This is a genomic window from Bacillus sp. PK6-16 (assembly GCF_056530295.1).
Genome location: NZ_CP096511.1, coordinates 4,309,862 through 4,328,455, shown reverse-complemented (window position 1 = coordinate 4,328,455; position 18,594 = coordinate 4,309,862). Strand labels below are relative to the sequence as shown.

21 protein-coding genes and 2 pseudogenes are annotated in these 18,594 nt (G+C 33.8%); 15 read left to right on the top strand and 8 right to left on the bottom strand.

Annotated features, from left to right (window positions below):
* Positions 1 to 50: 50 nt before the first annotated feature.
* The 4 genes and pseudogenes from M1D66_RS22225 to M1D66_RS22210 all read left to right on the top strand — a co-directional run.
* Positions 51 to 383 (top strand): annotated as a pseudogene (locus M1D66_RS22225) (hypothetical protein); the annotation flags it as partial.
* A gap of 46 nt (positions 384 to 429) precedes the next feature.
* The gene (locus tag M1D66_RS22220) at positions 430 to 753 is read left to right on the top strand and encodes a hypothetical protein (protein ID WP_000351757.1); all 324 of its coding nucleotides are present in this window, start codon (positions 430 to 432) and stop codon (positions 751 to 753) included.
* A gap of 331 nt (positions 754 to 1,084) precedes the next feature.
* Positions 1,085 to 1,282 (top strand): annotated as a pseudogene (locus M1D66_RS22215) (GNAT family N-acetyltransferase); the annotation flags it as partial.
* Positions 1,266 to 1,652 (top strand): hypothetical protein, encoded by a 387-nt coding sequence (locus M1D66_RS22210; RefSeq protein ID WP_086388855.1) that lies wholly within the window; start codon positions 1,266 to 1,268, stop codon positions 1,650 to 1,652. The pseudogene M1D66_RS22215 and the gene M1D66_RS22210, both read left to right, overlap by 17 nt.
* A 79-nt stretch (positions 1,653 to 1,731) precedes the next feature.
* On the opposite strand, the gene M1D66_RS22205 is transcribed toward M1D66_RS22210, so the two are convergent.
* The gene (locus tag M1D66_RS22205; protein WP_242554813.1) at positions 1,732 to 3,114 is read right to left on the bottom strand and encodes an alpha/beta hydrolase; all 1,383 of its coding nucleotides are present in this window, start codon (positions 3,112 to 3,114) and stop codon (positions 1,732 to 1,734) included.
* Between the two features lie 863 nt (positions 3,115 to 3,977).
* Positions 3,978 to 4,103 (bottom strand): YjcZ family sporulation protein, encoded by a 126-nt coding sequence (locus tag M1D66_RS22200; RefSeq protein ID WP_000540377.1) that lies wholly within the window; start codon positions 4,101 to 4,103, stop codon positions 3,978 to 3,980.
* A 197-nt stretch (positions 4,104 to 4,300) separates the two neighbouring features.
* Between M1D66_RS22200 and M1D66_RS22195 the strand changes: the two genes are divergently transcribed.
* Positions 4,301 to 4,561: a hypothetical protein gene (locus M1D66_RS22195; protein WP_000013698.1), complete on the top strand. Its 261-nt coding sequence runs from the start codon at positions 4,301 to 4,303 to the stop codon at positions 4,559 to 4,561.
* Between the two features lie 268 nt (positions 4,562 to 4,829).
* Here M1D66_RS22195 and M1D66_RS22190 read toward each other — a convergent pair whose 3' ends face one another.
* Positions 4,830 to 6,236: an alpha/beta hydrolase family protein gene (locus tag M1D66_RS22190; RefSeq protein ID WP_242554812.1), complete on the bottom strand. Its 1,407-nt coding sequence runs from the start codon at positions 6,234 to 6,236 to the stop codon at positions 4,830 to 4,832.
* A 427-nt stretch (positions 6,237 to 6,663) separates the two neighbouring features.
* Here M1D66_RS22190 and M1D66_RS22185 point away from each other — a divergent pair, with 427 nt between their 5' ends.
* Positions 6,664 to 7,248 (top strand): CGNR zinc finger domain-containing protein, encoded by a 585-nt coding sequence (locus M1D66_RS22185; protein WP_242554811.1) that lies wholly within the window; start codon positions 6,664 to 6,666, stop codon positions 7,246 to 7,248.
* Positions 7,249 to 7,365: 117 nt separating this feature from the next.
* Entirely contained in the window at positions 7,366 to 7,920 is a 555-nt protein-coding gene (locus tag M1D66_RS22180) for an HPP family protein (protein WP_049107785.1), read from the top strand.
* A 178-nt stretch (positions 7,921 to 8,098) separates the two neighbouring features.
* Here the strand turns inward: M1D66_RS22180 and M1D66_RS22175 are convergent, their stop codons facing one another.
* A complete protein-coding gene (locus tag M1D66_RS22175) occupies positions 8,099 to 8,365 on the bottom strand; it encodes a YmzC family protein (RefSeq protein WP_000400965.1) in 267 nt (88 codons plus the stop codon).
* 440 nt (positions 8,366 to 8,805) lie between these two features.
* Between M1D66_RS22175 and M1D66_RS22170 the strand changes: the two genes are divergently transcribed.
* The 4 genes from M1D66_RS22170 to M1D66_RS22155 all read left to right on the top strand — a co-directional run bounded on the left by M1D66_RS22170 (position 8,806) and on the right by M1D66_RS22155 (position 11,203).
* Positions 8,806 to 9,264 (top strand): MarR family winged helix-turn-helix transcriptional regulator, encoded by a 459-nt coding sequence (locus tag M1D66_RS22170; protein ID WP_086385414.1) that lies wholly within the window; start codon positions 8,806 to 8,808, stop codon positions 9,262 to 9,264.
* Positions 9,257 to 9,841, top strand: a complete 585-nt coding sequence (gene pssA, locus M1D66_RS22165; RefSeq protein WP_016122030.1) for a CDP-diacylglycerol--serine O-phosphatidyltransferase — start codon at positions 9,257 to 9,259, stop codon at positions 9,839 to 9,841. The genes M1D66_RS22170 and pssA overlap by 8 nt, the downstream gene beginning before the upstream one ends.
* 39 nt (positions 9,842 to 9,880) lie before the next feature.
* Complete coding sequence (locus M1D66_RS22160) at positions 9,881 to 10,252, top strand: ATP synthase subunit I (RefSeq protein WP_006917967.1); 372 nt, start codon at positions 9,881 to 9,883, stop codon at positions 10,250 to 10,252.
* A gap of 312 nt (positions 10,253 to 10,564) precedes the next feature.
* Positions 10,565 to 11,203, top strand: coding sequence for a VanZ family protein (locus tag M1D66_RS22155; protein WP_025710322.1), 639 nt, complete (start codon positions 10,565 to 10,567; stop codon positions 11,201 to 11,203).
* A gap of 99 nt (positions 11,204 to 11,302) precedes the next feature.
* On the opposite strand, the gene dhaQ is transcribed toward M1D66_RS22155, so the two are convergent.
* Both dhaQ and dhaS read right to left on the bottom strand, forming a co-directional pair.
* Complete coding sequence (gene dhaQ / locus M1D66_RS22150) at positions 11,303 to 12,301, bottom strand: DhaKLM operon coactivator DhaQ (RefSeq protein ID WP_242554810.1); 999 nt, start codon at positions 12,299 to 12,301, stop codon at positions 11,303 to 11,305.
* A gap of 19 nt (positions 12,302 to 12,320) precedes the next feature.
* Positions 12,321 to 12,887: a dihydroxyacetone kinase transcriptional activator DhaS gene (gene dhaS / locus M1D66_RS22145; RefSeq protein WP_061113231.1), complete on the bottom strand. Its 567-nt coding sequence runs from the start codon at positions 12,885 to 12,887 to the stop codon at positions 12,321 to 12,323.
* 178 nt (positions 12,888 to 13,065) lie between these two features.
* On the opposite strand from dhaS, the gene dhaK reads away from it, so the two are divergent.
* Together dhaK and M1D66_RS22135 are read left to right on the top strand one after the other, a co-directional pair.
* Entirely contained in the window at positions 13,066 to 14,817 is a 1,752-nt protein-coding gene (gene dhaK / locus M1D66_RS22140; protein WP_242554809.1) for a dihydroxyacetone kinase subunit DhaK, read from the top strand.
* A 229-nt stretch (positions 14,818 to 15,046) separates the two neighbouring features.
* Positions 15,047 to 15,397, top strand: a complete 351-nt coding sequence (locus M1D66_RS22135) for an SH3 domain-containing protein (RefSeq protein WP_000946193.1) — start codon at positions 15,047 to 15,049, stop codon at positions 15,395 to 15,397.
* Between the two features lie 192 nt (positions 15,398 to 15,589).
* Here M1D66_RS22135 and M1D66_RS22130 read toward each other — a convergent pair whose 3' ends face one another.
* Positions 15,590 to 16,141 (bottom strand): DUF4352 domain-containing protein, encoded by a 552-nt coding sequence (locus M1D66_RS22130; RefSeq protein ID WP_242554808.1) that lies wholly within the window; start codon positions 16,139 to 16,141, stop codon positions 15,590 to 15,592.
* 292 nt (positions 16,142 to 16,433) lie between these two features.
* Here M1D66_RS22130 and M1D66_RS22125 point away from each other — a divergent pair, with 292 nt between their 5' ends.
* Both M1D66_RS22125 and M1D66_RS22120 read left to right on the top strand, forming a co-directional pair.
* The gene (locus tag M1D66_RS22125; RefSeq protein ID WP_000940665.1) at positions 16,434 to 16,823 is read left to right on the top strand and encodes a hypothetical protein; all 390 of its coding nucleotides are present in this window, start codon (positions 16,434 to 16,436) and stop codon (positions 16,821 to 16,823) included.
* A 43-nt stretch (positions 16,824 to 16,866) separates the two neighbouring features.
* Entirely contained in the window at positions 16,867 to 17,004 is a 138-nt protein-coding gene (locus M1D66_RS22120) for a DAK2 domain-containing protein (protein ID WP_000942237.1), read from the top strand.
* A 371-nt stretch (positions 17,005 to 17,375) separates the two neighbouring features.
* Here the strand turns inward: M1D66_RS22120 and M1D66_RS22115 are convergent, their stop codons facing one another.
* Positions 17,376 to 18,269, bottom strand: a complete 894-nt coding sequence (locus M1D66_RS22115; RefSeq protein ID WP_242554807.1) for a helix-turn-helix domain-containing protein — start codon at positions 18,267 to 18,269, stop codon at positions 17,376 to 17,378.
* Positions 18,270 to 18,594 lie beyond the last annotated feature (325 nt).

Genomic DNA, 18,594 nt, shown 5'->3' with positions numbered 1-18,594 from the left:
TATCGACAGCTTATTATATTTTTTGCTTAGCGTGATTTTTTCGGAATGCTGGCGGCGTCATTGATGGACGTAAGTACTCTGAACATGCACTTGAAAGAATGGCACCTGATACCGTTCAAGTTTGAGCGGAGCTTACAAAACGAGCACGTGAGCGAGCTGAAAGAAAAGGGTATGCATTCGGATCAGATAAATACATGGAAGAATTAAAAAAAGTTGATCCTCGGGGAATGACTCCAAATGTAGTTGAAGATATTATAAAAACAGGCACTCGCAAACCAGGAGACACTCCTGGTACTTGGAAATACGTTAGAGACGAAGGCTACGTAGTTATAAATGATAAAGGTGATGTTATCACAGTTGTTCCCGCAAAGAAAAAAGAATAGAATGAATAGCATAGTAAGTAATCTATGACAAAAAGGTTGAGGAATATTGGATATTAAACATGATAAGTATGAGTTACTAGAAATTTTCGAAAGCGAACCAGAAGATTACTATATTCCAGGTGCAGGTGCGTATCGATATAGTAAAATTGATAAACTTGGATTTGAACTGGTTATGAATATGTTCTATTATGATGCAACAGTTGAATTAATAATGCTATACGAAGACAAACGTATCATAGAAACCAAGATGGAATCAGTGAAAGAAATATATACTCGTAATGATTCACTATACATTCTAGGTACAGAAGAAAAGAAAAAAATCGAAGTAAAATTCAAACCACATTTTACAGTTACAATAAATGAGTTTTAAAAACTCGAAATTAATGATCGTAAATATTCTGCGCATGCTTTAGAAAGAATGGCTCCGGATACAATACAAGTTCGAGCTGAATTAGAGGCACATGCCAAAAGTAGAGGGCTTGTACGTAGTACACAGAAATTTAAAGAATTTGTTAATCCTAGAGGTATCACAACTTCTGTAGTAGATTTTCTGTGCCTTTCCATCGGAAAATCAAGACTGATATAAAAAATGAGTAGAAAAAACAAGGCTCTTACTTCGTGGATACCGCTACAAAGTAAGAGCCTTGTTTCATTATATTTGTTCATACAGTTTTCCTTGTAGTCTTCTGTTTTCATCCTTCAATCGCTTATTCTTTATCAATTTTTCGAACAGGTTGCTCCCAAAAGTTTTTTATACAAAATAACATCAAAAAATACGTCTTGAACAAGCGTTAAAAAAGAAAGCTGAAGGGCAAGTATACCCTTTTGGAATCTTTTTAAGAGAAAATGATAAAATGAAGATAATATTAGGGAATTGTGAGGATGATTACGTTGCTTACTTTGATAAAATTTGTAGTTAGTTATGCTGCAAGTCTATTTGCTTTTATTTTTGGATGGTTTTTAATTTCATATATTTTTAATCCTAGCTTTATTCACCCGGACGTTTTACAGGGATTCATAAAAACTATCGTCACTTATGGTAGTATACCAGCTCTTATAGCTTGTTTACTTGGGGAAGTCTTATATAGGAAAATTAAACGATGTAGAGAGTTTCAATTTGGAATTCCTTTATTTATAGGACTAGCAGTTATCTATACACTTATACCATTTCTTTTTCTTTTTACTTTTTCTTTTTCACATTTCTTTTATTTCGTTGCACCTGTTATGATGGGGTCCTTAGTTTTTTATTTAGTGCGTAGAAAAATATAATTATAATAGATATGTCTGAATCACCAGTTTCAAAAAGCCTTCACGCAATGATGATTGCATGAAGGCTTTTGATGTTTTCTTATTTTTTTGTCTCGTTAACCCATGTAATAATGTCCTGGATGACGTATTCGGGAACGTTAGCAGGGATTTCGTATTCACTAGGAAGACTTAATTCCCCGTCACCCTCCGTGAAGAAATGATTCAATTTCGGATATTTTTTGAACTGAACATTCCCGCGGTTTGAAAGTCCTTTCTGCCATTTTGTATATTCGTTTTTTACTGTTACTTGATAATCGCGTGCTCCTTGCAGAATGAGTAAAGGCTCTTTTCGTGATTTTGCCTCTTCAACTGGACGCCACCTAGAAACATCATACATAAAATGAGGTGACCCAAAATTATAGCCAGCTGGAGGATGGTCAGGATTGAAAGTAGGGTCCTGAATAAAAGCAGCCTGTCTTTTTAGTTCATCGATTTCTTCCTTTGATGCCCCAAGGTATTCATACTGATTAATGGCAATTTCAGTCAAAGGGCGTGCAGGTGGTGCGAGTAAGATGCTTCCTCGGATAAGTGAGGAAGGCGCTTTGCTCAGTATACGCGGCATTGTGCCAGCTCCTAGGCTATGTCCAAGAATGAAAATATTATTTGGATCAATGCCTTCCTGCTGCGCTGCTGATTTTGCTGCATATATGGCATCATCTGTAGTATCACGGTCTAACGTAATGGGTTCTGCACTCATCTTTAATGCATGTTCTAAGGTGCGTTTTTCATAGCGCAACACTGCAATTCCTTTGGATGAAAGGCCCACCGCAATGTCTCGTAAGATTTTTGTTCCCATATATGTGCTATCGCGATCATGGATGCCAGCACCATGAACAAGAACAACTACGGGCAGCTTTTCACCACGCTTATGTTTCGGAACTGTTAATGTCGCTGGTAACGGATAGGTAGAATTTCCAATGACGATTTCACGTTCTTGATAGGAGTTAGGTTGATCATAGCTAGGATGGGGGATGGTAAAAGATTCCTCGGGTGGCCTTTCTCCAATTTCATCTACTTTCCCGCCAGGTGTGAATTTAAGGAGTAGTGGTATGGTAGTTCCTTCGGTAGCTGCTGGAATTTCTACCGTCTGATGGACCAAGTTTCGTTCTTTTATCACAGGGGTTCCCATGCTTTTTATCCCGCTCCAGCCACTTTGTGTCCACCAGTTTTGTAATGTGGTTGCTGTAAACTTGGATTGAAAAGCAGTAGACGTCAACTGTAGTGCCTCTGCATACTTACCTTGCTGGAGATATTCAAAAAATAATGATGTACGCTCCGTTAAAGAGACTAGTTTCTTTTCAGCAGATTGTTCCTCGCGTGTATCTGCGTGAATAGTTGTTGTAAGCGGGAAAGATAAAACGCCTAAAGAAAAGAGTAGGGGAAAGGTAAGTATTGATCTTTGTATTTTCTTTTTTTTATTCATGTTTTAACCTCCAATATGTGATGGTAAAAAACAGGTATGGTAATTAGAATTCTGGTGCGAAAACTTCAAAACATTTGCAAGCAATCTCCAAAACTTGGACATACTCATATTATTATTCTAAAAAAACGTAGCTTTCTTCTCTTGTCACATGCATATTAATCCCAGAAATAATCTTTCTTCCTTCACTTTATATTTTGATTATACGAAGCAAAGCTCTCGTTTTTCTTACTTGATACTTACAAATTCCTTAAGTAGGGGATATTTTAAAAATGGATTTGTGGCGGTACTCCTATGTTAAGAGATAGCTTAAGGACCGAGGATTATATTGTTTTTATAAAGAGTTGATGTTATGTTTGTTTTGTAACATATGGTGTTTTATGCATGTAGGAGGATTTATTGAAGAAATTATTAATATTGTTTTTATTAGCTACATTTTGTCTACAGATTACAGGATGTTCTAATAATATGGGTACACTAAGGGAGAAGTCTAAAACTTCAACAACTTCAACAACTGTGAAGTCTAAACGCATCAATAAAGGGTGGTACAAACATATGTAATAGTTTGTATCACCCTTTGTTGATGTTAGAAGTCATAAAGAAAAGACACCCTAAGGTGCCTTCCTTCGACTTGAACCATCTTAATTTTAATAATATATTGGACTCCCATCCAACTATTATTTTACCATGTTAAGTTGTTTTATTCCTTGAGAAATATAGTGTTAACCTATATTTAAAAGAATTATATCGATTTGAACCAACTATTAATTAGGGGGATGCTGTATACTATCCCCAGAACGGAAATTATGAGCAATATGTATATGAGTCACATATCAAAAAAAAGACACTCTCAAGAGTGCCTCTCCTTAGCAGCCGAATCCGCCGCCCCAACAGCTAGCGCCAACGATGATTAATAAGATGAAGAGCACAACAAGTAAGGCAAATCCGCCGCCGAAACCACAGCCTCCACCACAACTACCTCCATAGCCCATATTAACTCCTCCTTCCATAAAGACCATTTATTAATGGATTTAATTTAATTTATGTTTTTAAGGGTGAATGGAGCAGGTCCTTAAAAAAATAAAAGGATTTTGGAAGTTAAAAAGAGTTGACGATCTTATTTTTGTCACCGGAATTTTGTCTTCTACATATTGTATTTTATTCTGTGTATTGGGGGAAGGAGGATCTTATGGCTAATTCTGAGATGATTTTACGTTTACTTACGGATTTAAAGATTGAACAACAATTGTTGAAAGAACAGTTAGAGAAAATGCAAACAACTGTGACTATTCTTGAAGAAAAATCAGTGACGCTTAAAGAAAAACCAGCGACTCTTAAAGAAAAAACAATGACTCCTGAAGAAAAACCATCTGTTACAAAGCAAAGAGCTTTTTCTGGACGCCCAACATCTTTTCGTGATTGGAGAGCAGCTGCTCAAAAAAATTCATAAAACTATAAAAAAAGAAGACATCAATTAAGATGTCTTCTTTTGCTTGTACAATCCAAATGAAGTTAAGAAGATATATCCATATTGCTTTAGAAATAAGAAGAAAATAACGATTGTCGACTCCTATTTTAGTTATCTATTATTTGTTTTAATTCATTTATTCGTATTATTTTTTGAGAGCCCCAGTAATGAGGCCTTTTTTATAATTGTGTTAAAGTAGAAACCCCTCAAGCATAGTGAGGGGTTACATGACTAGGGAAATGAATGGTTATTAGTGTTTAATGAGCTGAAGTTCAGGATATTGCTTCTGAATTTCTTCTAAATGATTTTCGTTTATCCCTTTTAAATTTTGATCAAAGAAGCTAGTTACTAGTTTATTAATGAGTGTATAATTTGCGGCTACATCTTCGTCTGGTTCATTAATAATAGGTGAAAATGCTGCTAAATCTGTAAAACTGGTATGGTTTGTTTTTGGAATTACCACTGTGTACACGCCCGGTTTTTCAATCGTTTTATTTCTTAAATAGGATATTTCCAATAATTCATTTTGGATTCCGGTTGTCTTTTGATTCTCCGCTTCTTTCATATAATGAATCGTCGCCTCAGCATTCATCAACATGAATGGTTTCTGAGGACCGTCTTTAGGCATTGGGTCGCCAAACAATCCGCCATCCATATCAATTGCAGCTTTAATACGCGTATCCTTTACTAGCATCTGTGCGGCAGTTGCTCCGCCAAAAGAGTGACCGAACATTCCAATTTTGTCATAGTTAATTAAGTCTGCAATCGTTTTAAAACTTTTATCGAAATTACCTTTTATTACTTCGTTTAAAACAAAAGTAGTATCCTGTTCCCATTTTTGAACTATGGTATTTAAGGCCGTAGGTGTATTTTCAATTGGTATAGAGTCTACACGGTTTCCGTTAGGGAAAATCGTTGTTGCTGCATATCCTGTGAAATTAAGAGCGATTACTACATAGCCTTGACTAGCTAATTCCTCTAACTGGAATGTATTTTGTTGACTATATAATCCCATCCCATGGCCGAATAAAAGGAGGGGGAATTTTTCTTTAGCTTGAAGTGGCTTAGCATTTTGATAAGAATGTGTTTTTGTCAGCCCTAAATGTGTCGTTACGATATACGGAGCACCGTTTGTTACTGCAAATTGTTCACCCAGTTCGTTTATGTTCTCAAAATAGGCAGAAGGATTCCCTGATCCTTTTGCGGCAGGATAGTATACTTGTATCATTAACTCACGATTTCCATGATTATTTGGTACAGTTGTTTCTTTTCGATTTGTATCAATTAAATGAAAAGCTTTCGTGCCTACTGTATATTTTCCAGTAGGCTCTGGGAGTGTTATGATCGGAAAAAGTAAAGGTAATGTAAACATTGCGATAGCAGTTACGATAATTCCTAAACCTTTTAAAACTTTCATCACTAACTTTTTAGAAACGGCTGTAGTTTTTGGTTTCAAAAAAACTTGTAATGTTAAAACGAACAATAAGAAATAGGCGGGAATCATACGCCAGTTTGCACCAATTACAATGATGGTGACAAATAATAATGCATAATTTATTAGTAAAATGACTCCATTTTTTTTCGTCAAACCCCGTTTGATAAAGATGGGAATGATACTAGATAAAAGTAATACAGCAACAAAAATGATTTCTAACATTTTTAGCTCCTTTCCTAATCAATATAAATATAGATTGATAATTTAAAACCTTCTCAATTATATAACTATCTTTGATAATTGTATGCATGTAAGTAAGTTTAGAATGTTTTTATATGACATTTAAAAAAGTACTCATACGAGTACTTTTTCTTAAATGAATTATTATTTATTTTTAAACCGTTCCCCATAAATGATAAACCATTCCACTGACAAAAAATGCTAGTCCTACAAATAAAACAATTAAAGCAAGTATTCCATTTTTATTATGTTCCATAAAATTAGCTCCTTTTTCATTTACTTACATACAAAAAGCCTTTAGTCGTAATTATGGCTAAAGGCTTTGATCTTCATACTTTTTAGTTTATAAAAAAGTTGCACTGCTGTATTAATTTGGAATATGATTATTTAAAGAGAAGGTGATGAGTACATGCAGGACAAAAAACAATTCCCGCTTATATCTGGAAATCTCTCATTAGATTTAGTAAATACAGAGCTAGTTAGGCGTGGACAACGTTATGATTTATTAATAACAGATGAAGATGTATTAGAATGGTTACATGTAATAAAGGTTAATCTTCCTTTTTGGAATGAAAAAACACTTATAGGAATTCAGAAGCGAATGAATCAAGTTACATCTAGTATATTAGAAATAAGAAAAGTACTGAGAAAACAGTTTGAGGCAATTGCTGATCAGCAAAAAATTTCTAATGATTTTATTACGTATTTAGAAAAACAAATTGAGAAGGCACCATTTACATATAAAATCATTGAACAACAGCTAGTATCTATCCCGGTTGGAGAAATCGAGGATGTACTCGCATCGTTAATTGCATTTGATGCTTTAACCTTAATAGCAGAAAATAAGCTGATTTTCCTTAAAAGGTGTTCAAATCCTGAATGTGTTTTATTATTTATAGATAAGAGTGGGAAACGAAAATGGTGTTCTATGAAAATATGTGGGAACCGGAAAAAGGTAGCAAAATTTCAGGATCGAAAATTTGAGGAAGTTTAGAGAATCAACTTATAATAGTTGATTCTTTTTTTGTATTCTCTAACTAACCCCTAAAATTAATATTTACAGGTTATTTATTGCCGAGTTATAATGGTTGGTAAATAAAGGAGGAGAACGATGAATCATATAACAGCAACTAAGCAAAAAGACCCTCAACCAATAAGTGTACGATATTTTACAAAAATGAAAGGGAAAGGAAGAAGTCCATTACAAGTAAATGTAAAGGACTCTTTAACGGGACTACTAGGGGGATTTTTAACAATTCTTACCTTAACATATTTAACGAGCATAACCTCTACAGAATTATTAATGGCTCCATTTGGTGCGAGTTGTGTATTAGCGTTTGGAGTTTGGAATGCGCCATTATCTCAGCCGCGTAATATTATTGGAGGACATTTGATTTCAACTTTCATTGGTCTATCAATATATCATTTGTTTGGGAATGAATATTGGACAATTGCTTTAGCGGTGGGGATGGCAATAGCCGTTATGATGTTAACGAGAACGACGCACCCTCCGGCAGGCGCCGATCCGATTATCGTTATTTTAGGGGCAAATAGTTGGAGTTATTTAGTAACACCAGTTTTAATTGGCTCCGTTGTTATTGTAGTTATTGCTTTATTCATTAATAATATGAGTAGTAAAAGAAGTTATCCAACTTTTTGGATGTAGTTTGTGAAGTGAAAAATAATTTAAGTGAGTATTCTATTCTTACTATGTTTTATTTTTTATATAGTAAAAGCCTTAGTCGTAATTGCAGCTAATGGCTTGGGGCCTCATACTTTGTAGTTCATAAAGGAAAGACACTTTAAAGTGTCTTCTACAGATTTGAATTATTTAATTCATGTAATTAATATTCGTTAGCATAAAACTCTTTTATTAATTTTATTTCATTTGTATCTGGATTAAACTTAAATATTTTAATTTGATTCGATTCGTCTTTGTATGCAAATGTATTCTCACCAACTTGGGTCATATTGCTGGTGTTTAAGATAGGATCGCTACCGTGATCAGTAATTTCCACAGTTTTCTCACGATCCCAGAATGCAATGACAATAATCAAAATGATAAGACATACCCGTATAAAACGTAATTCTCTTGCAACAGGATGTTCCATCTGTTAGTCTCCTTTACTGTTTGATAGAGTTTGTTTATAAAAGAGATAATTGCAATGAATATAAATAAAAAAGACACCGTAAAGTGTCTTTTTTATTTTAGTTATGCGCATTACTTAATAAGACGCTAGTTCCTCAGTCTGGCTATGAGTAACTATGTAGGGTAATTCCATTATAACATTTTAACCAGTAATGGGTCTATATGGAATTTAATTGATTTTCTTTTTGATTATTCAGAACGATTAATTGGGTATTTGGATGAAGGAAGCAGTGAGGAAGAAGGGACTTAACTTGTTTTAGAAGAGTGTCTTCTTTTTTGTATCATTGTGAGTAAAGTGTAGCGTTATGTTTCTCTTTACACGAACATAACGGTATACTATAGTTAAGTTAAGTAAACTTAACTATCAAACGGAACGAAATAAAAGCATGGAGGAATAACGCTATGACTAGAACGTATAAAGAAGTAATTAATGAAATGAACCGAGCTTATAATGAATTCTACATTTTACTATTCCAGGAGTTAAAAGATGAGTTCGGTCTTACAGGACAGCAAGAGAGCATGCTATTTCATATTAATTTAAATGAAAACACGACAGCAAATCACATTGCGACTACTTTTAATATATCAAAAAGTGCCGTTAGCCAAGTTTTATCTAAATTGGAGAAACAGAAGATGATTTCAAAACAAGTAAACCCTAATAATAAACGGGAGTATTTTCTTACACTTGGTCCAAACGGTAGTAAGTATATAGAGCGGTTGTCGGAGTTAGATGATGTATTAATTGAGAAATATTTTTCTAAAATCGATATAAACGCCCTAGAGCAAATGACAGATACGTTAACGAAAATAAATAAAGTGATATTGGAAGAAAAACAGAAGGATCTTAATTGTAATGAGTAAGAACGTAGATGAAGCAATTAGTAGAAAGGAGGAGAAGCGTGTTATGAGTTACATACCAAATATGATTACGATAGCAAATTTTGTATGTGGACTTTTAGCTATTTACGCTGTTTTCGTTCACGATATTTATTTGGGAGCAGTTTTTATTATTACGGGTATGTTGTTTGATTTTTTTGATGGCATGGTTGCTCGGAAACTTGATTCTGTTTCGGAAATTGGTGGAGAGTTGGATTCATTTGCGGATTTAGTTACTTTTGGTGTGGCACCGTCTATTCTTGCATATAGTGTCGCGTTAAAAGATTTGCAGTCTATCGGGATGATATGTGCGCTTGCTTATAGTATTTGCGGAATGCTTCGGCTTGCGAGATTTAACACGCAGCAAAGCAAACTCCCAACCTTTATCGGCATGCCAATCCCATTCGCGGCAATGTGTCTCCTCATTTTATGTTTTTTAAAGAATCCAGTTTCTGTGGCGTTTGGTACATGCGTACTCGCTTATTTAATGGTGAGCAAAATCAAATTCCCTCATTTTAAAAAAGATATAGCTGAAAGCTTGAAGCCTGGAAGATTGGATTGATGATACGGGATTACAATGAGAAAGATAAAGGAGTATAACATGATTCGTATGGCATTAAGATCATTCAACATACAAATGTATTGTTTGCTAGGCGTAATGTTATTGGGATGGCTTGTGACACCTTTTTCAGCACAGTTCGTAGGGATAAGCATTGGCCTTTTAGTAAGTATGTACTGCGCCTGGATTTTAGGAAGACGTATTGAAAAGTTCGGAGATAGCATTGTAAAAAAAGAAAAAGCACCGATGCTCGGAATGATGAACCGGTTCGCAGCCGCAATTCTCGGCGCAATTATTATGTATGAAATTGAACACCATGAATTCATGTGGACATTTGCTGCTGGAATTATGAGTGGGTATTTCTTGGTTATTATTAATTTGGGGTATTACAGTATGAGGGATGAGAAGGAGTAAAGTGAAAACTAAGTTTAAGCATACTGTTGCCTAACAACGAATAGCGGATTAGTAATTAGAGTAATAATAAAAACTAACATAAAATTTAAGAAAAATTTTATATTTACCCCACTTTTTATTTTAAAAGTTTTTCCTATCCTATAAACAAGTTACATCAAGGAGGAGACTGAAAATGAAGAAGTGGGGATTTTTTATTTTTAATATATTCCCTATGTTCGAAGACAAAGTAGAAGATTAAATATATGAACAAAGTAACGATTCTTAAACTATGTTCTAAATAATAGATGAAAATGTAAAGTTAGGGGATTCCACATGCATACAGGAGTTTTGATGAGTTATTTGTATACTTATTTTTTTACTATTATGTTTTGTGTTGTGTTTCAAATTGGATTTTATTTTAAAGCGAAAAGAACTATATCTATTCTGCATTTTTTGTGGGTGTATGTTTTTCTATTTTACCTTTCGTTAGTGTATAAGGTGACGCAAATCGCGACTGTATGGGATATAAGTAGATATGAAACGTGGATTCGTGTAAATCAAATCAACTTGACTCTATTTGATACGGCAGGTAGTACGACGTATCTTTTAAATATTGTACTGTTTATGCCATTAGGTTTTTTATTACCGACTATTTGGCCTCAGTTTAGAAAAATGAAAAACACGGTATGCGCGGGATTCTTTTTTTCATTGGCTATTGAGTTAAATCAATTACTAAATAATAGAATTACAGATATTGATGATTTATTTACGAACACTCTCGGGGCGATTATTGGGTATTTATTATATAAAGCATTATTTAAAATGATATATAAAAGAGAGGAAAAAAAGCTGGATACAAACTCTTCTCTAGTTATAAAATACGAGGCTATTTTTTGTTTAGTGTGTTCATTTGTAGGGGCGATGTTAATTTATCATCCAGCTTTATTTGGAAGACCTGTAATCATTCAGTGAGGTAATTACGAATTTCTTTTGAACGCTCGAGCGATATTTCAATTTGCAAAAAGCCTTTAACTTGTTATAGTTAAAGGCTTTTATCATCATAATTTTTACTTACCAATTACCCACTCTAACATCCGCCTTCAACCACTTCACCCAATCCAAATCTTCTACCTTAAGCAAACTGAGTGAAACACCCTTCATATCTAAAGAAGTTAACAGCGTACCAATCTTTACGAATGCCACTTGCAATCCTTCAAGTTCACATAAACGGCGAATGTCGTTTGCGAAAATGTATTGTTCCATTAATGGAGTTGCGCCGAGTCCATTAATGAGGATAGCGAAGTTGTCTCCTTTTCTCCAGCGATAAATGCTTTTTAGTTTGTTCATTAGTTCGATTGCTAATATTTCAGAAGAGGATAGTGCTTCTTTACGGTAACCTTTTTCGCCATGGATGCCGACGCCATAAAACACTTCATCGTCATTTAATGTGAATGAAGCTTTTCCTTTTACTGGATCGTTGGCAGGGGAAAGGGCAACTCCTAATGTGTGTAAGTTTTCAGTTATAGAGTGGCCAAGTGTTGTTAGTTCTTCTAGAGAATGGCCCTCAAGAGCGGCCGCACCTAATAATTTTTGAACGAAAACAGTACCAGCGACGCCGCGTCTTCTTTTATTAAAAGAAGCATCATCTTCAATTGAAACGTCGTCATTTACGATGATGTGGTCAATTTTTCTTCCTTCTTCTTTAGCGATCTGCTCAGCCGCTAGAAAGTTTTCAACGTCATCTTTAAAGTTTTTAATGATGAATAGTATACTTTTATCTTTCGGCATAAGGCGAGTTGCCATTATAATTTGTTCCACTGTAGGCGGAGTGAAAATACTGCCGTTTACTGCCGCCGTAAGCATTCCTTTTCCTACATAGCCAATATCAGCGGGTTCATGTCCGCTACCACCGCCGCTTATAATCGCGACGTTTTGCTTTAGTTTTTCAATATCTTTTACATAAATGATGTTATTTGTTTCGTCATAATTTACTTTGTCGTTATGTTCAAAATAAAAGCCATGCAGCATATCTTGAACGATATTTTGTACATCATTCATAATCTTTTTCATTGCTTTTGCCACCCTTTAATTACTTTGCTGATTGCTCAAGTAATAGTAGTAATTGATTGTTTATCATATTTTTCATAAGAGAAGACATAACGGATGGATCTACTTCGCACTTGCTTTCAATCCAATCTTTTATCGTTCCAACGAAGCCGTGACTATAAAAGGAGGCAATCGTATTTTTTGTCTCATTAGAAAGGCTGAATCCACAGCTCATAGATAGTTCATCAATAATCTTCATATATAAGTTTTTCGTATGCTCAAATAAATAGTGATTAAACGAGTTTTGCTCAATGACTTTAAAAGCATTTCGGTAAAATTTTTGATTTTCATAAAAGTAATCAAATAATAAATCGAAAATGTTTTCCCATTTTTCATAATCGAGAAAGTCTATAATATTTTCTTTCGTTTCTTCTCTATAAATCCAGCTTAATAGTTCAAATTTATCTTTAAAATGATAATAAAAAGTTTGCCTACGCATTTGACAGTGTAACATAATATCGCTCACTGATATTTTATGAAACGACTCTGTTTCCATTAAATACTTCAATGAGTTCGCGATTATCTTTTTAGAAATTATAGAAGAGGTCATCTGAATCATCCCTAGAATGTTAGTAATATAAAAATCCTATCTATAAATGAGAGCGGTGTCTTTAGACAGATTGTCCATTTTGTCCGTTTACTATAAAACGCTTTCATTTTAACATGAGTAGTAAGAAGAAGATTTCAAATATATCACAATATATTAAAGGAATTGAGGGAGAACTACAATGAAAAAGATTATAAACAAACCAGAAACATTAGTAATGGAAATGTGTAACGGAATGGTTATGGCTCATCCAGAGCTTGAGCTTTTGAAAAAATATAAAGTAATTAAGAAGAAAGAAATGAACGAAAATAAAGTAACGTTAATTAGTGGAGGCGGTAGTGGTCACGAGCCGGCACATGCAGGATTAGTTGGAAAAGGAATGTTAGATGCGGCAGTGTGCGGAGATGTGTTTGCTTCTCCTTCGCAAATTCAAGTTTACCAAGCGATTAAAGAGACAGCTAGTAAAAAAGGTACGTTATTAATTATTAAAAATTATAGCGGCGATATTATGAATTTCAAAAACGGTGCGCATTTAGCGACGGAAGATGGAATTGAAGTCGACTACGTAAAAGTGGACGATGATATTGCGGTAGAAGATAGTCTGTACACAGTAGGACGCCGCGGCGTTGCAGGCGTTATTTTAGTTCATAAAATTGCTGGCGCAGCAGCGGAAGCAGGTATGAATTTAGGAGCGGTGAAAGCTGTAGCAGAAAAAGCAGCGGCTAACGTGCGCACAATCGGTTTAGCATTAACGTCTTGTACAGTTCCAGCGAGCGGATCACCTACTTTCACACTTGCGGAAGATGAAATGGAATACGGCGTAGGTATTCACGGCGAACCAGGAATTAAGCGTGAAAAAATGCTGTCAGCAGATGAACTAGCGAACCGTATGACAAATGATCTTGTAAAAGATTTAGGAGTAAAAGATGGAGAAGAAATTGCGCTTCTAGTTAACGGTTTTGGCGGAACACCACTGCAAGAACTTTACTTATTTAACAACGCCGTTACGAGAGAACTAGCAGCTAGAAACATTAAAATTAATAGAGTATTCGTCGGTAACTATATGACAAGTATTGATATGGCTGGTATGTCTTTAACGGTAATGAAGTTAGATGAAGAGCTAAAAACATTACTATCAAAAGAATGTAATACACCAGCGTTTAAAGTAGACGGTCCAGTTGAAAGTGTAGAGTACGTAAATGTACTTGAAGAGACAGAAGAGAAGGAAGTTTCCTTTGAACTAGAAACAGCGGAAGAGCACGCTGTTATTAAAGATAATGTTATTACATTAAACAACATGATTTATCTCGTTGATAAAATGAGCGACGTTATTATTAAAAATGAAGTACCGTTCTGTGAGCTAGATACGCATGCTGGTGATGGCGACTTCGGAATGAGTGTGGCAAAAGGATTTAAGCAGTTAAAACGTGAGTGGCATTCTATTGTAGAACAAGAAAATGTAACGATCGGATCATTCCTTGACGGTTGTTCCATGATTATTATGGAACATTGTGGCGGCGCATCTGGTCCAATTTGGGGCGGTGCATTCCGCGCAGCTAGTAAAGCAGCAGGCGAGAAGCGTGAGTTAACAGTGAAAGAATTCGCTGAAATGCTGCAAGCAGCATTGCAAGGCATACAATCTATCGGTGAAAGATCATTCGGTAGAGGAGCAGTAGTTGGTGACAAAACATTAGTTGACGCACTTGCTCCATGTGTAGATTCTTGGTTAGATAGCGCCTCAAACGAAGTAGACGTAAAAACTGCCTTTGAAAAAGGAGCAGAAGCAGCGGTCAAAGGAGCAGAGTACACGAAAGAAATCGTAGCTCGCATGGGCCGCGCTGGTACAGTTGGCGAAAGAAGCTTAGGATATCCAGATGCAGGTGCACATGCACTTGGGGTTATCTTTACGGAGATTGCGGGTAGTTTGAAATAGGAATTGGAAAGTCCCTCTGCCTTAAGGTAGAGGGGTTTTTATATAGTTGATATGTAGAAGACTTCTTTCGGTTCTTTCTCAGTAAAATATGAGTTTGTTACTATTTTTGATAAAATCTTATTTCAAAAATACAACTAATATTTCTCAACATTAATATATTGAAAATAGTTAGAATATTTAAGATAATCATTTGTGAAGAAGTAAATTATAAAAAAAGGGGGAATTTATTTTGTTACGTCGTTTATCTATTTGTACAGTACTAACAGCTTTTATATTTACTTTATTTACATTTAACGGCTCTGCTTTCGCGGCTACGAATGCTACTGAAAATCAAAATGTAGTAGCAGCTTGTGCAAAGGGAGGTACGGTAGGTGTATATGGTGCAAAAATGCGCAGTGGTTATACTGTCGATTCACCTGTCTTACATACATTTAATGATGGTACGAAAATTACTGGAACATGGGTAACTGGTGAATATGTTCAAGGTCATTACAGTAATTCTAAACAGTGGTTAAAAGTTACATATAAAGGGATGACAGGTTATGTATCCCATACAACATTATATAACGTTTGCTCATAAAACTATGTACCATAATAGCTTTGGATATATTGAGCTAATCTCTTCTAGAGATTAGTTCTTTTTTATCTCTTAGTTTTTAATGGGGCATTTTTTGAAAAAGACCAACGATTCATTAAATCGATGGTCTTACGTTTATATAGTATTCATTTGTATCTATATTAAATTTTTCATTGTTTTTTGCTTATTTTAGACTTAGTTTGTTTGTGATTGCAGCTTATCAATTTTCCAGTATGTTTGTAGAGGGTCTAAAGAGCTTTCAATATAAAACATATATTCATCTACGGTACCTGGTACTTCAAAAGCTATTTTCAATTCTACCGTTTCATTTGGTTTAACTTGTATATCAGAAGGGTTTTGATCAAGCACCTTTCCTTTATAGATCTTTCCGTCTTTTTCATCTTTTAAGTTATATTTTAATTCTGATAATCCAATCGTTTGACCTCGTACATTTTTTACAGAGACATTAACAATGACGGAATCGTTGCTAGCATTTAAATATGCACTTTGAACAGCGGTCAAGTAATAGCCTCCCTTAACACTCTCACCAACTAATAAAATACCTTGTTCCAAGCGGCTTATCTCTTCTTTTTCTTCAAAATTTATTAATTCTTCATTTTCATTTTTTGCGGTTGGTTCTTCTATTGGACCATTTTCAACGGCACTATCTGTTTTATCTTGTGTGCAAGCAGCCGTAATACTGACTAATACTAGAATGAAAGTAAGTAATATAGATAATTTTCTCATAAAATTTATCTGTCTCCTTAAGTTTCTCAATTTTGTGCAGCTATACATATAAGATTAACATAATGTCTCATTATTGGCTCAAAATAGGGGATCTTTTAGACAACTTATTCTTTTTACTTTTAATATACATTCGATTGGTTCTCGCGATATTTGTTAATCTTTTAAAACATTGGCTTAGTAATACCGAGGGTTATTATAGATATATTAATCATGTAATTTGTCCATATCAAAATGAACGTTTTTTGCATTTAATATATTGTAAATATATTTTATTTTGGAAGGATGTGATTATATGGCTCATAAATCTACTGGAGTGTTTCGAGTTCCAGTTTCTGAAAATGGGATTATTCCAACTGCTCTCAACATTATGTTAAACAATGATTCACGCTGTCATACTAGTAATGTAACGGTAACTGTTAAGAGAAGTCGAAACACCTTTTTCCCAACTCAAAATGAATTAGTTGAAATCTCTCGTACTTTTGTTTCTTTAGAACCAAACAGAACAACTAAGATTGTGTTGTTTACTCCAGAATTCCAAGTAGAAGATTTCCTTGATGTCATCATTAGTGGAAATAGAGAGGATGTTAAGGATGTTCTTGTATATTCTTTCTTAGCAGATTCAGTAGGTCATAATCTGCCATCTACTGTTTTCAGAAATGCAGAATACACTTTTTCTTGCTGACACTGTAATGATGTATTCTTTACTGTCGTATATCTGAATTGAAATGTTACAAGTAGCACTTCACGGCATACAATCTATCGGTGAAAGATTGTTCGGCAGAGGAGCGGTAGTTGGCGAAAGAAGTTTAGGATATCCAGATGCAGGTGCACATACGCTTTGGGTTATCTTTACGGAAATTTGAAGATCCCTTCTACCTTAAGGTGAAGGGTTTTTTTTATGTTTTTTTGATATATATTGCTAAATATGTTCCAATAATTCATTCTATTGTATGGAAAATAATGTCATCTACATCAAAACAAACGGCTTATAAAAGGAACTAGTATTTGAGGTGGATTTATTAAAGAATTTTATATATAGCATGAATGAAAATGAGATAAATAAAACAATATTCCCTATTATGTTTTTAAGAATTAATTGAGCAGGTCCTTGTAAAAATAAAAAAAAGACACCTAAAGGTGCCTTCCGCCGGCTTAAATTATTTTAATATTATCGATCTAAGTTTAAAAGCTATAAGGATTTTTTCTATAGGATTTGTAAGTAGTTTTTATGAAATTATGAGTGTTTTTTATTTTGTAATTCAATAAGTTCATCTGGTATCACTTTTGTATAATATTCTTTTTCTGTTAGTTCAAATATAAATAATGCTTTTTTCCAGTTATAAATAACATCTTCTACATTATGTTGTTTCATTTTTAATAAACACTGACCTTTTAAATAGAATAGTTCACCTAGTAGGTATAAAGTATGTAGATTAATTGCTAATTTGATACCCTTATCAATGTACTTTATTGCCTCTTCATATTGATATGTGAAGTCGAAACATTTTGCTAAATTTAACATGAGTTTTAATTTAATTTCTTTATCTCTAGGAAAATCTAATTTATTAAAATTAGTTAAACATCTTTTGAATATATTAATACTTTTTTCATATTCTTTACTTTCTGCATAAAATATAGCCATTGTTTGCATAATATCTATTTCTCTTTCTGATAAAAAATCAGAATTAGTTAAAGTCAGTTTTAATGCATGATTTAAAAAATCTAAAGCAGTTTTTATTGATTTATCCACCATAAATACAGCAATTGCTTCATGCCACATTAGAAATTGTTTCTCATCTTTTGTTTGAAAATTATTTAAGTTTTTCTCTTTTTTTACTATTTCATAAAGTTCTTTATATTGTTTTTGCTTTAAGCAATCTTTTATTACGTATTTTACATTTTCTACATATTTTAATCTTTTGTTTTGAGTTAGTGCAAATATATTATTTGGGTCAATACCAAGTCTTTCTGATAATTGATATAACAATATACTAGATGGATAAATCATACCTTTTTCAATCTTGCTAATTTGACTTTGTGAACATATTCCATGACATAATTCGGATTGTGATATATTTTTTTTGATTCTAAGTTCTTTAATGGTAATACCCAAATCGTTAAATTCCATTTTTCCACCTACTATTTAGCACTTTATTAAAATAAGAACATTCTCTAACCTTAATGTAATGTAAAATTAATATAGTTGCAATTATTGTTTTAAAGGGCTTATCGTTTCTATAAGATGGTGAGATTTTTTTATGTACAAAAAAGACACCCTAAGGTGCCTTCCGCCGACTTGAACCACTTTCATTTAATATAAACCTAGCTGTATTTTCACATGCCTTTCCAATTCCTCTATTTTCCATTTGATAAAATGAAATTCCAATATTACCAATAATTAAATAAATATTTCTACATATTCAAGATATTTACATAAATTATAAAAGTGATAC

What these genes read in the sequence shown, in the direction of transcription:
- M1D66_RS22210 (WP_086388855.1), top strand. Translation starts at nt 1,266, where the DNA reads ATGATTACGTTGCTTACTTTGATAAAATTTGTAGTTAGTTATGCTGCA.
- M1D66_RS22205 (WP_242554813.1), bottom strand. Translation starts at nt 3,114, where the DNA reads ATGAATAAAAAAAAGAAAATACAAAGATCAATACTTACCTTTCCCCTA.
- M1D66_RS22200 (WP_000540377.1), bottom strand. Translation starts at nt 4,103, where the DNA reads ATGGGCTATGGAGGTAGTTGTGGTGGAGGCTGTGGTTTCGGCGGCGGA.
- M1D66_RS22195 (WP_000013698.1), top strand. Translation starts at nt 4,301, where the DNA reads ATGGCTAATTCTGAGATGATTTTACGTTTACTTACGGATTTAAAGATT.
- M1D66_RS22190 (WP_242554812.1), bottom strand. Translation starts at nt 6,236, where the DNA reads ATGTTAGAAATCATTTTTGTTGCTGTATTACTTTTATCTAGTATCATT.
- M1D66_RS22185 (WP_242554811.1), top strand. Translation starts at nt 6,664, where the DNA reads ATGCAGGACAAAAAACAATTCCCGCTTATATCTGGAAATCTCTCATTA.
- M1D66_RS22180 (WP_049107785.1), top strand. Translation starts at nt 7,366, where the DNA reads ATGAATCATATAACAGCAACTAAGCAAAAAGACCCTCAACCAATAAGT.
- M1D66_RS22175 (WP_000400965.1), bottom strand. Translation starts at nt 8,365, where the DNA reads ATGGAACATCCTGTTGCAAGAGAATTACGTTTTATACGGGTATGTCTT.
- M1D66_RS22170 (WP_086385414.1), top strand. Translation starts at nt 8,806, where the DNA reads ATGACTAGAACGTATAAAGAAGTAATTAATGAAATGAACCGAGCTTAT.
- pssA (WP_016122030.1), top strand. Translation starts at nt 9,257, where the DNA reads ATGAGTAAGAACGTAGATGAAGCAATTAGTAGAAAGGAGGAGAAGCGT.
- M1D66_RS22160 (WP_006917967.1), top strand. Translation starts at nt 9,881, where the DNA reads ATGATTCGTATGGCATTAAGATCATTCAACATACAAATGTATTGTTTG.
- M1D66_RS22155 (WP_025710322.1), top strand. Translation starts at nt 10,565, where the DNA reads ATGCATACAGGAGTTTTGATGAGTTATTTGTATACTTATTTTTTTACT.
- dhaQ (WP_242554810.1), bottom strand. Translation starts at nt 12,301, where the DNA reads ATGAAAAAGATTATGAATGATGTACAAAATATCGTTCAAGATATGCTG.
- dhaS (WP_061113231.1), bottom strand. Translation starts at nt 12,887, where the DNA reads ATGACCTCTTCTATAATTTCTAAAAAGATAATCGCGAACTCATTGAAG.
- dhaK (WP_242554809.1), top strand. Translation starts at nt 13,066, where the DNA reads ATGAAAAAGATTATAAACAAACCAGAAACATTAGTAATGGAAATGTGT.
- M1D66_RS22130 (WP_242554808.1), bottom strand. Translation starts at nt 16,141, where the DNA reads ATGAGAAAATTATCTATATTACTTACTTTCATTCTAGTATTAGTCAGT.
- M1D66_RS22125 (WP_000940665.1), top strand. Translation starts at nt 16,434, where the DNA reads ATGGCTCATAAATCTACTGGAGTGTTTCGAGTTCCAGTTTCTGAAAAT.
- M1D66_RS22120 (WP_000942237.1), top strand. Translation starts at nt 16,867, where the DNA reads ATGTTACAAGTAGCACTTCACGGCATACAATCTATCGGTGAAAGATTG.
- M1D66_RS22115 (WP_242554807.1), bottom strand. Translation starts at nt 18,269, where the DNA reads ATGGAATTTAACGATTTGGGTATTACCATTAAAGAACTTAGAATCAAA.